Origin of the sequence: Parabacteroides sp. 20_3, assembly GCF_964238835.1 — a bacterium.
Taxonomy (GTDB): domain Bacteria; phylum Bacteroidota; class Bacteroidia; order Bacteroidales; family Tannerellaceae; genus Parabacteroides; species Parabacteroides distasonis.
Window position 1 is genome coordinate 305,546 of sequence record NZ_CAXSNO010000001.1, and the last position, 12,441, is coordinate 317,986.

At 45.5% G+C, this 12,441-nt stretch carries 9 protein-coding genes; 3 read left to right on the forward strand and 6 right to left on the reverse strand.

Annotated elements, in window-relative coordinates; translation table 11 throughout:
* Together ACESPU_RS01290 and ACESPU_RS01295 are read left to right on the forward strand one after the other, a co-directional pair.
* Positions 1-852 (forward strand): FecR family protein, encoded by an 852-nt coding sequence (locus tag ACESPU_RS01290; RefSeq protein ID WP_009276021.1) that lies wholly within the window; start codon positions 1-3, stop codon positions 850-852.
* The gene (locus tag ACESPU_RS01295; protein ID WP_005856509.1) at positions 831-2,387 is read left to right on the forward strand and encodes an STN and carboxypeptidase regulatory-like domain-containing protein; all 1,557 of its coding nucleotides are present in this window, start codon (positions 831-833) and stop codon (positions 2,385-2,387) included. Before ACESPU_RS01290 ends, ACESPU_RS01295 begins: the two co-directional genes overlap by 22 nt.
* 211 nt (positions 2,388-2,598) lie before the next feature.
* Here the strand turns inward: ACESPU_RS01295 and ACESPU_RS01300 are convergent, their stop codons facing one another.
* The 6 genes from ACESPU_RS01300 to ACESPU_RS01325 form a co-directional block, all read right to left on the reverse strand.
* Positions 2,599-3,888 carry a nucleotide sugar dehydrogenase gene (locus tag ACESPU_RS01300; RefSeq protein WP_057326364.1) on the reverse strand — a complete coding sequence of 430 codons (1,290 nt, stop codon included), beginning with the start codon at positions 3,886-3,888 and terminating at the stop codon, positions 2,599-2,601.
* A gap of 189 nt (positions 3,889-4,077) precedes the next feature.
* Positions 4,078-5,370 carry a TolC family protein gene (locus ACESPU_RS01305; protein ID WP_005856505.1) on the reverse strand — a complete coding sequence of 431 codons (1,293 nt, stop codon included), beginning with the start codon at positions 5,368-5,370 and terminating at the stop codon, positions 4,078-4,080.
* 5 nt (positions 5,371-5,375) lie between these two features.
* Entirely contained in the window at positions 5,376-8,420 is a 3,045-nt protein-coding gene (locus ACESPU_RS01310; RefSeq protein WP_057326362.1) for an efflux RND transporter permease subunit, read from the reverse strand.
* A gap of 10 nt (positions 8,421-8,430) precedes the next feature.
* A complete protein-coding gene (locus tag ACESPU_RS01315) occupies positions 8,431-9,480 on the reverse strand; it encodes an efflux RND transporter periplasmic adaptor subunit (protein ID WP_008778321.1) in 1,050 nt (349 codons plus the stop codon).
* Between the two features lie 93 nt (positions 9,481-9,573).
* A complete protein-coding gene (locus tag ACESPU_RS01320; protein ID WP_373133083.1) occupies positions 9,574-10,587 on the reverse strand; it encodes a DNA/RNA non-specific endonuclease in 1,014 nt (337 codons plus the stop codon).
* 154 nt (positions 10,588-10,741) lie between these two features.
* Positions 10,742-11,779: a DUF1848 domain-containing protein gene (locus ACESPU_RS01325; protein WP_373133084.1), complete on the reverse strand. Its 1,038-nt coding sequence runs from the start codon at positions 11,777-11,779 to the stop codon at positions 10,742-10,744.
* 122 nt (positions 11,780-11,901) lie between these two features.
* Between ACESPU_RS01325 and ACESPU_RS01330 the strand changes: the two genes are divergently transcribed.
* On the forward strand, positions 11,902-12,438 hold the full coding sequence (locus ACESPU_RS01330; protein ID WP_373133085.1) for a flavodoxin family protein: 537 nt from the start codon (positions 11,902-11,904) through the stop codon (positions 12,436-12,438).
* The last annotated feature ends 3 nt before the right edge of the window (positions 12,439-12,441 follow it).

Consider the following 12,441-nt stretch of genomic DNA (forward strand, 5'->3'; position numbering starts at 1 on the left):
ATGAATCAAATAGAAAAAAATAAATTGAAGACAGACCAAGCATGGGAACAATTATACACTCGCTTGGAGCAAGACGGGCTGCTGGATAAGCCAATTTCCGGTACACAAATCCCATACCGGATCGGACTTATGAAATGGGCCGCCGCTATCGTTATACTCTGTGTATCGGTAGCTACGGCTATTTTCCTTGGACAAGAACGGACACCGGAAACCACTCTGCTCACCCTGCATAATAACGAGGCTTCCACCACCTTGGTCACGACTTTGGAAGACGGGTCTATCGTTTATCTGGCCGATAACAGTCAGTTAAGCTATCCGGAACATTTCCAAAGAGAAAAAAGAGAGGTGTCTCTACTAGGAAACGCCCTTTTTGATGTAAGCGGGAATAAGGAACGTCCTTTCCTAATCGAGACAGAGCAGGCCCGGATCGAGGTATTGGGAACCTCATTCAATATCAAAAGCTCGGATAAAAGTGCCTTTGAATTGGCCGTTCGCCGGGGATTAGTGAAAGTGACACTCAAGAAGAACGGAGAACAAACGCTGGTAAAGGCCGGTCAAACCGTATCCTTATTCTCCAACCGTTTACAAGTAGCTCCGACTCAAGATAACGAACAATTTTCCGATTACACCCGCCGTATCCAGTTTAAGGATGAGCGCTTAGGAGATATCTTGCATGTAATTAATCTGGAGTATCCGATGATGCCATTGAAGACAACGGCTGATTTAGAGAATAGACGGCTGACCGTTAGTTTCTATAATAACTCACCCGCGACGATGGCTGAACTGATCTGCGCGGCGTTAAAACTAAAATGTACGCAACAAAATAATATATGGATGATTTCCGAACCTTGAGACAGCTGATCGTAGGATGGTTGCTGTTACTCGTAGCTCTCATCCCTATGAATGCCCAGAATGGTAACGTACTGGGACAGGTCATACGATTGCCTAAATCAAAAGGAAATATCTACCAATTGCTGGGACTCGTCACGGAACGTTCCGGCTATCTTTTTATATACGACAGTAAGATTATCGATAATGAACAAACAACATCGATAAAAGGTGGAGATTATACGATACAAGAAGCTATATACGCTATTACCGGTAATAAAAATCTGGCGATCCGTACGATAGAGAACCATCTCTTGCTTTATCTGCCAGAGAGTCCCTCCGCTCCTAAAAGCGCATCCGTAACTCCCGATTCCATACAAACCTATTTCTCGATAGAAGGTTCTTTACAGGATCAATATACCCATGAGCCAATCGCATTCGGATCGGTAGGAATCGGCGAGGCCGCTATCGGCACCATCACCAACCAGAATGGAGAGTTCCGATTGAAATTACCGGACTCACTCCGATTATCCAAGGTACGTTTCTCTCATATCGGCTATCTTCCCCAAGAGATAGATGGTCGGGAGTTAATAGATAAACATACCGTCTTATCCCTAGAGCCTAAAGTAATCTCCATCCAAGAAGTTATCGTGCGTCTAACCAATCCGAAACGCTTATTACAGGAGATGCTGGACGAGAGGAGAAGCAATTATTCCCAGCACCCGATTTACCTTACCACATTTTACAGAGAAGGCGTTGAACGTAAAAAAGGACTCGTAGGACTGACCGAGGCTGTTTTTAAGGTATATAAGGCATCTTACCACAGCAATGCCTTGGCCGATCAAGTGAAACTACTAAAGATGCGCCGCATCAGTAACGAGCAGGAAAAGGACACGTTGATCACAAAAATGAAGTCGGGTATCTACTCCTGCCTTGTCTTGGATTTGATGAAACAGTTACCGGAGTTTCTGGATCCTAGCCCGGATTCACCCTATACATACGCCCATACCGACATCACGGTAGTGGATGATCGACTTGCTAACGTCATCTCTTTCGAGCAACGAAAGAGTATCAATGAACCGCTTTATCGGGGACAGATATATATCGACATGGAAAATAATGCCTTATTAAGGGTGGACTTTGAGGTCAATCCCCAATATATCGAGCAAGCGGCCGGCATGTTCGTCGAGAGAAAAAGCCGGAATTTACGGATCACGCCCCAGAAAGTAGCCTATACGGTATCTTACAAGCAATGGAATGGCACCTACTACATTAACCATATCCGGGGAGATCTGCATTTTAAAATTAAAAAAAGAAGACAACTTTTTAACACAAATATTTTACATACTTGGTTCGAAATGGTTACCTGTAAGATAGATACAGCCAATGTGAACCGCTTCTCACGCATTGAATCCCTTCCCACCCGCACGGTTTTCTCGGATACTCACTTCAACTATGACGAGGGTTTCTGGGGAGATTTTAACGTAATATTACCCGAAGACAAACTGAATGAGGCTATTAGCAGAATCACCTCAAAGATAGAGGAAACGAACTACTAATCCCCTGAAAATCATAAAGGGAGCCTTTTCGCAAAGGCTCCCTTTATAGGTTTTTAATAGGTATTAGTCTTTAAGGCAAAAAGATTGTTTAGGTTATCTGCATGCAAAGATGGGCTAATTAATATAATTGAGCAAATAAAAAAAGATATTGTACAACACATTTTTTTAAGTTTATCGAAATTTCTTTGCAGCTTGTGTTACTTTTTAACAATTACAGACTCCAATAGATCATCTGATGGATGCTACCTCGATAGACTCCTTTCACGTCCGCCAACACGGCATGTTCGTTCGTGATCGACATGAAGTAGGACTCATCCAGCTTCAAATAAGTCGTATGAGCGACAGCTACCACTACCGCGTCATATTTCTTCCCGGGCCTCTCTACTAACCGGATACCGTACTCTTGCAATACTTCCAAAGGGGAAGCGAACGGATCCATCACATCGACCTCGGCTCCGAAGTCCTTAAACTCATTGATAATATCGGCTACTTTCGAGTTACGTATATCCGATACGTTTTCCTTAAAAGTCATACCCATCACCAACACATGCGCTCCTAGGATATTTTTCCCCTGCGAGATAATCTTTTTCACGACCTTCTTTCCGATATACCGTCCCATGGAATCGTTCACGTAGCGACCGGAGTTGATCATCTTCGTGTGATATTGCAATTCTTTGGCTTTATGCACCAGATAGTAAGGATCTACCCCTATACAATGCCCACCTACCAATCCGGGAGAGAAAGGCAGGAAATTCCATTTTGTTCCGGCGGCTTTCAAGACATCAAACGTATTTACCCCCATTCGATCGAAAATAATGGAAAGCTCGTTCATAAGGGCTATATTCACATCACGCTGGGTATTCTCGATAATCTTGGCGGCTTCGGCTACCTTGATACTAGGCGCACGGTGCAACCCCGCTTGAACGACCAGCTTATAGACGTCCGATATCGTTTCCAAAGCTTCGGCATCGCAGCCGGAAACGATCTTCACGGTATTTACCAAGGTATGTACCTTATCACCCGGATTGATTCGTTCCGGTGAATATCCAACCTTAAAGTCCTCTCCTACTCTCAACCCTGAAACCTCCTCCAAGATCGGGATGCAATCCTCTTCCGTACATCCCGGATATACGGTAGATTCGTATACTACATAATCGCCTCGTTTAAGGACTTTGCCTACCGTGCGAGTCGCACCCAACAAAGGGGATAGATCCGGCTCATTATGGCTGTCTATCGGGGTAGGAACAGCTATCACGTAAAAAGAAGCCTCCCTTAGCTTCTCTATAGAAGAAGTAAATGTGATGTCCTTATGTTCAAATACCTCAGAGGAAAGCTCACCACACGGATCTATACCGTTCCGAAGCTTGTCCAAGCGATCCTCGTTGATATCAAATCCGATAACGGAAACATGTTTAGCGAATTCCATCGCGATAGGAAGCCCGACATATCCTAGTCCGATTAGGGCAAGTTTTGTTTGTTTATCTAGTAACCTTGTATACATCTTATTATTTCATCATTCTACTTAAAAAGTCCGGATTCCGACGAGTATCCCAAACAGACAAGATTGTATGCAAATGTAGCAATCTTCAGTTTACCTAACGGAATAAAGGACGTTTTATTTCATAAAGAAGGTCCCTTATCTCGTTTCCAAAATAAGGGACCTTGTCTTCTAAGTATAAATATGTTTCTTTTACTGCAAACGGCGGATACCTATAGCCTTGTTATATTGGGCTAAAGAAGCCTTTTGCTGATACCAAGTCTGGATCAAGCTACTGTAAGACTGAATCCATGACAATTGGGCGGAGAGCACATCCAAGATCGGTAGTTTACCCTCGTTGTAGCTGAAGGTATTCAAATCAAGGTTCTCCTCGGCAATCTTACAAGCCTCTTCCGCGACGGTAATTTGTTTCGTATACTCGGTTAGGCTTGTCCATGCGTTCGCTACCTCTTGAGCGATCTTATCACGCGTATTGTCCAAGGCGTATTCCTTACTACGAAGGATGGCCTTCTGGGAATTTACCTCCTTGAAACGGGCTCCCCAACGGAACAAAGGTATCTTCAAGGAAGCGAAGACGGCCGGAGTCCACAACTGGTCCGAACCTTTCACGTTCAACATCGGCGTACCCCAAGTACCTTGAAAACCGATCGCCAAAGACGGGTTATATTTCGCCTTCGACAAATTGATCTGTCTCTTTTGATACTCTATGTTCAACTCGGAAATAGCGTAGTCCGGACGATTCCGAAGAGCTACATCCTCTCCTACTTGCAACGGCAAGGCCAGATAGGTCGTAATGGAATCTTCCACCTCGATCGGGTCTAACGGAGATACACCCATCAATGAGTTCAAGTTCTGTAACGCGATCTGATATTCCTTATAAGCCGAGCTTTTATTCAATTCCGCTTCTTTCAAGCGGGACTCCACTTGCAATAAATCGGTCTTACTGATCTGGCCGTCATTGAAACGGATCGTCAACACGTTCGCCAACTCCCCGACAATGTCTACATACTGGCACATCACATCGTACATACCTTTACGTGCGGCGGCCGTCCAATAGTTCAAATCGGCGGAATAAACGATATTATCCGTTGTCAATTCTTCCGCTTGCTCGGTGATCTTGCCTTGTACCTGAGCTGCCTTATAGTTATTATAGATCTGTCCGCCGGCATAGATGGGCTGGCTCACCGTAGCGCCTAGGCTATACGTATTATGGTCCATCTCTACGGACATGCCCGGTCCGAAATCCAAATCATATTTATTGATACGATACTGATAACTGCCGGAGAAGTCTACCGAAGGGAAGAAACCGGTCTTAGCGGCCTTGATCGCATGCTGCATAGCGATACGCTCCTCAGAGCTTTGCTTGATTTGACGGCTGTATTCAAGGACCCGTTCCTTATATTCCACAGCCGATAGCCGGGTGTCTTGCGCTTTAGCGGACAAGGCACCCAACAATAAACAACCTATGATTATTTTATTTCTCATACCTTTTACTCTGATTTAATCTTAAAGAAAACACAATAAGTAACCGGAAGCACGAAGATCGTCAAGATCGTAGATACGAACAGACCACCCATGATGGTAGCCGCCATACCGGCGAACATAGCGTCACCCAACAACGGCAACATACCTAAGATCGTCGTACCGGAAGCCATCGTCACCGGAACGATACGGGTTTTCGTTGCCTCTATCACGGCATTCACCGGAGACAAGCCCGCGTTCAATTGTAAACCGATCTCGTCCACCAGCACGATCGCATTCTTGATATTCATACCGATCAAGCCCAACAGACCCAGCATAGCAAAGAAGTCGAGGGACTTACCGAATACCAACAATCCCAATACCACACCAATGAAAATCAACGGCAGCATCGCCATGATCAATACCGGTTTCCGGTAATATTTCGGGAATAAGAATAACAAGGTGACATAAATCAAACCGAACATCAACGGGATATTAGCGGCGATCGCCTTATTACCTTTATCTTGCTCGGATTGCTCACCGAAATACGTCATCTTATATCCTTCCGGCACCTGAATCTTCTCCTGTACCTCTTTCCACAAATGACTGAAAGCAGCCATCGTATTGGCACCACGCTTCGGCTCACACTGCATAAGCATACACGGCTCACGGTTGAATCGTCTCACTACGTTAAACTCATAATCCAGCGAGAAATCATCGATCACCTGCTCCACTTTTACCGAACGGCCTTTAGCGCTATAAACCGGCAAAGTCTTTATATCATTCAGACTGATAGAATCCTTATCCGCATCTTTCAGTAAGATCGGCATAAACACGTCGCCCTCACGATACTCACCCAAAGGTACGCCATTCGTAGCCGAACGCAAGGAATAAGCCACCTGCTGACGGGTAATACCCAGACGCAAACCTTTCTCTTGGGAATATAGCGGCTTCCATACCGGAACCTTGTTACCCCAACTATTGCGAACCTCCATCACCTGATCATAATTCCGGGCGATCTCCTGCGCCTTTTGTGTCAAAGCGATCAAGGTATCCACGTTATCGCCGATAAAACCAATCTCTATCGCCGCATCCGGAACCGGAGACAAGGCGAATAAGGCCGAGCGAGTCAATATATTCGGGTAGTTAGCCACCATATAATCATAGAACTTGCCTTCCTCCGCTTGCGCATCTTCTGGAACTTGCGTCTCAATCAATACGTTAGCAAAGTTAGGCTTCGGACCTACAGAGGAACTAGCCAGATAGTAACGCACCGGAGAACCTCCCAAAGTAAACGAGAAAGATTTAATATTCGGATTCTTACTTAAATAATCCTTCTCTATTTTCTTAACATTCGCCTCCACATCATAAATGCTATATCCCTCCGGGAAGATCAAGTCCGCACGGAAATAAGGCTTGTTCATGATCGGGAAGAAACTTTGGGGCATGATACTCATTATAAACAGGGAAAGGAACAAAGTAGCCACAACCGAAGTAAGTGTGACATACCTACGTTTGATCAAACGTCCCAATAACCTCTCGAACTTATGATAAAGCTTCGTATCATAAGGATCCTTATTCTCACCCGGTTTTGCCTCTTTCAAGATAAAATTACCGAATGTGGTCGTTTGCGTCAAAGCCAAGATCCAACTCAATCCCAAAGACACCGCCAAGACGATAAACAACGGCTTCACGATCTCGGCCACAGATGCCGGTGCCAAGTACATCGGCAAGAAAGAACATACGGCGATAAAAGTTGCGCCCAGCAACGCCCATTGCGGTTTGGTAGCGCCATCGATCAACGCTTGATAACGGGAAAGTCCTCGCTTAATACCAACTTGGGCGTTATCCGTCACCACGATAGCGTTATCCACCAACATTCCCATGGCGATAATAAAGGCCGCCAACGAGGTCCGGTTCAAGCCGACACCCCAGATCAACATGATCAACAAGGTACCCCCCACGGAGAAGAGCAACGAACTGCCCACCAACATTCCGGCACGGGATCCCATCACGATAAAGATGATCACGATCACGATCAACAGAGACTCGATCAAGTTCAATATAAAACCGTTGTTTGCCTCTTGCGCGATCTTATTTTCCGGATAGATAGCCTTCAAGTCCATACCGATAGGGAAAAGCTGCTCCATCTCTTTCAGATGATCCGCCACCACGTTGCCCACAGCCACCACGTCATCTTTCGCTCCCGTAGCGACCCCGATTCCAATCGAGCGCTTACCGTCCACGCGCATCAAGTTGGAAGGAGGATCCATATAGCCACGTTCCACCGTAGCTATATCACCTAGACGCACCTCGCCGCCACTTTTCGTCACGATTAACTGATCACGTATATCTTGTATATCCTTATAGGTGCCTTCGGTACGCAAACGCAACTGATAATTGCCCGTATTAATATCTCCCGTATTCACCAACAGGTTCTGTGTTTGCATCACCTGCTGAATGGCATTCGGGTCAATACCTAGGTTCGCCAACTTCGGGACAGAAATCTTTACGTTGACAACTTGTGTCTGCTCACCAAACAAATAGACTTTTTGCACGCCCGGCACCGGGGATAACTCGGTCTTGATCTTTTGCGCCCAATCACGTAACTCATCATAAGTATAGCCCTCGTCCGCCGTCAAGGCATAATAAATACCGAACACATCACCGAAGTCATCATTAACGGATATCGAAGAAGCGCCAGACGGAAGGCGTGGCTGTATATTCGCCACCTTACGACGTAATTCATCCCACTTGACCGGCATATAATCCGGAGCCAATGTAGGCTGCAACTCAATCGTAATCTTAGACATACCGAAATAAGACTCAGACTTGATCTGGAACACATCCGACATGGCCTGAATCTCCCGCTCGATCGGTTCAGTCACCAGCTTCTCCACCTCTTGTGGAGTCGCCCCCGGATACTGGGTAACCAAGACCGCCGTCTTGATCACGAAGGGAGAATCTTCCTTCTTCGGCAATTTAAAGAAAGAATATATACCTCCTATCAGCATGACCGCTAGGAAAAAGTATATAATCTTCTGATTCTCTAAGGAATATTTTGGAATATTCATTGTTTATCTCTTAATCTGTTAATACTTTTACCTGTTGTCCATCCACCAAACGAGTGGCTCCGGCTGAGACAACCTGTTCGCCGGGTCGCAAGCCATCCGTTACGATCACGCCATCCTTGCCGATCAGCATAGACTCGGTAATCTTGCGACGCTCAACCTTTTGAGACTGCCCATTATAAACAAACACATACTTATCGCTATTGGCATCGTCAGCCACGACAGCGGCTAGCGGAACCAATACGGCGCCTTGCGTGAAACTCTCGCTATCCACGTTCAAGATCACACGGCAAGAGAAACCTACGGCTACCTTATATTTCTCTAAATTAAAGTTCGGATCATCGATATACAGATATACGGGAACGCCGGAACCATCCGGAGAGGCTTCCACGTATTCTTTCACCTTCGCCTTGAAGCGAACGCCCTTGTAATTATCGAATTCCACATAAACAGAATAAGGAGAAGAGAAGTAATTGATATTACTCTCCGGCATCGTAAACACGACCTGTAACTTATTCGGGTTGATCAAGCAAACGATTCCTTGTCCGGCCTGTACCTTCTGGTAATTCTCCACATATTTCTTCTGGATAAATCCATCGAACGGCGCACGAAGCTTTGTCTGGTTCAATGTATTTTGCGCATACTCGAAAGCCGCCTTGGCATTTGAGTAAGAGGCTTCCGTAGACTCATACTCTTGCTTGGAGATAGCTTGTTTGGACAATAACTTCTTCGCACGTTGCAATTGCGCCTCAGCGGTCTGGAAAGACGCTTTCTTCGCCTCATATTCCCATTTAAAGTCCAGCGGATCGATCTCGGCCACGATCTGTCCCGTACGGACCTTCTGGCCTTCGTCCACGTTTAATGAGATCAGCGGGCCGGACATCTTAAACGCCAAATCACTGAATTGATCGGGCGATACCACTCCACTGAATGATTTCTCAACCATGTTCAGAGAAGTAACGTCCGCCAATTTAACTGGACGAGGACCTTGCTCCTTAACGGGTGGTTGGCTACAGGAAACCAATGCTGCCAAAACAAACACAGGGATTAATTTTCCTTTCATGATAACTTGCATTTTGTTATTTAATTATGATTTCTTTTTCTTCACAGTAAATATAAAACATTCTCGCCTAGAGATTGTTGAGCATAACGTGCCTTAAAAAGACCAACTACCATCATTCACGTATGCTTCCATCGGATTTTCTATCGAATCAGGCAAAGAAGGGAAAAAGTCAATTCCGGTAACCTTCTCAACGCTATCGATAGGGATCATCATCGATTTCAACGGAGTCTTTCCATAGTCTTTATTATCAAACAGAAAACCTACCCCTTCCGGTTTACCGTTCGTTATCGTACAGATTACCTTATAAAAGGTCTTTGGGATTCCCACCCGATTCTTACCTAACCGTTTCAGGTCGTCCGTGATCACCGGGCCGGTCACGATCAACAAAGAGCCATTCTCTTTCGCCCACAAACGAGCCTGCTCTTCCAGATCTTTCCAGATACCCCGGTTCAAGCCGGGCTTTTGCGGACAGATATTACTTAGGTAGAACGATTCCCGCATGGCCTTGGCGGACCATTTCATATCGCCGGCAGGCGCCATATGTCCTCGGTCATAGCCGGAACGGGTATAGTCCTCGTTCGTGGCGGTAGCCCCTTTCACCATGGGGTCCGAGACGAACTTATTAGACCGCTCGTTCTTCTTACTTGTCGCCTCTTTCGAGGTCAGTTCATAGGCTACCCAATTGGCGATCTTATAATCGGAATTATAAGAAACCGTATAGCCCTCATGCTTTATAACCTGCTCTTTTTGTTTATTCTTTAGTCTCGGTATCTCAGCTCCCTCTTGAAAAGTATAAACGGAGGTCCCTTTCTTTGGGTTCGTCGTTTGCTTGTTTTTCGTCGCTTGTGCGGCTTTCTTACCCGATGTTCCGGAACCGCCCTTGTCCGAGATCTTCGGACGGACTATTGTCTCCGCCCGATCCTGTTTCTTCTCTACAGGCCGTGTCTTGGATACCGGATAAAACCAGTTATATATGAATAATACACCGATAAAACAAACAACTACCGCAAAAGCGCCAAGAAGCATCTTCTTTACAGAAGACATGAATGATGATGCCCGCTTCTTCTTGCTTTTCCGGGGTTGAGGCTTACCTTTCTTTTTTGCCATACCTAAAACTTCCTATTCTTAACCTTTCGTATTGGGCGCAAAAATAGATAAATCCGGCATGTTATACAACACTATTCTAGGATAGTATTGGTCTCGATTACTATAAAAGACGGCTTAATTTAATACGCCGCTTCATTTGACCTTGCTTTCAAATTTAACTTCGAATCAAACTTTCACTATCGTCCGAATAGTGTACCGCATTCTTTTGTACGCATTCCCTACTTGTATTGGCATAACAATAGACACAGAAATGGGAGCAAGTGTTATACCTACCGATATCTTTGCTTATCATGCAACCACAGGCTTTCCGTTGGCCTTTGTCTTTTAGCTCTTTGCGTTTGTCGGGTAAAGCGGGAAACGTACCAAAAAGATCCGGTTCGGGTAATTGGCCTGTTCGAAGATAATAAACCAATTCATAATCCTCCCCAAACACACGCTCCATTAAATCACCGTCGATACACCGGTTATGCTCAATGCCATAAACCGTAAGGTCAATATCCTCGGCACAAGTAGCGAGTGTCACATTCCAACCAGTAGAAGCCCAAATTTCCCTCAACTTCACCAATCCCTCTACAGTTTCTTGACGTTGCGTCGCATTCATCTCAGCGGTTTCCACATCCTCTTTCGTAAAGCAATTCGTCTCTTTTATAAGATTGTTCTGTACCTTACGATACGCCTTTACATCTACGAAACTGAACACGAGCTTATCAGTATATCCTTTCAACTGATTGCCGATCTTCCAAATACGTCTAAGCAGGACACGAGGCGTGATAGATGGAGTTATAATCAATGGGTCGAATCGCCAGATCACCCGTTCCTTCCCTATCATTTCCGACAACTCCCGAAATGTCTCCACCCGTTGCGTAACGCTCGGCACATTCGGCTCAAAGCCTTCGCTCACATAGTCATTCAACGTGAACTGGAAATAATAATGGATACCCCTCCTATCCAACTCATGCAAATAAGGTAATATCGGCTTCGGGTTCTTTGTCCAAAACACGATTGCCTTACACCGCTCAAACGACACATACATCTTCCGCCGATTAAACGGATTATACCAAACACAATACCCCTTGGCCAAACGATTAAAGAACCACTTGACATAAAAGGCCGGGATATCCGTTGACCGGCTGGCCGAAATGATGATGGGAGCAAGTGCCTCGACTTGCTCACCGGAGTCCGTTGTGATCATTCTTCCGTATTATTATGTAATTAGGGTCATAACATCCGTAATTTGTCTACCGCAAGATAGGGATTATCTCGCTATTTTTGTATCCTAAAAATGAATGTAGAACCTAATAAATAACAGTAAACATGAAAAATGTATTGATTTTATCTTCCAGCCCCCGTCGTAGAGGCAATTCCGATACGCTATGCGATGAGTTTATGCAAGGGGCGATCGAAAGCGGTCATCGTGTGGAAAAAGTTTTTCTGCGAGACAAGACCATTCACCCCTGCACGGGATGCGGCGTGTGCAGCCAATACAAGAAGCCTTGTCCACAAAAAGATGACGCGGCAGAGATTATCGGAAAGATGCTTGCCGCCGATGTGATCGTGATGGCTACGCCGGTCTATTTCTATGCCATGAGCGCACAGATGAAGACGCTGATAGACCGTTGCTGCGGTCCTTATACCGAAATGAAAAACAAGGAGTTTTACTTCATCGCCACGGCCGCTGAAGACGATAACGGCATCATGGATCGCATTGTGGCCAACTTTATGGGATTCCTCGACTGTCTGGAGAACCCGACCGTGAAAGGAACGCTATTCTGCGGTGGTGTGTGGCACGTGGGCGAGATCGAAGGGAACCCGACCTTGAGGCAAGCATACGAGCAGGGAAAACGAGTATAATAC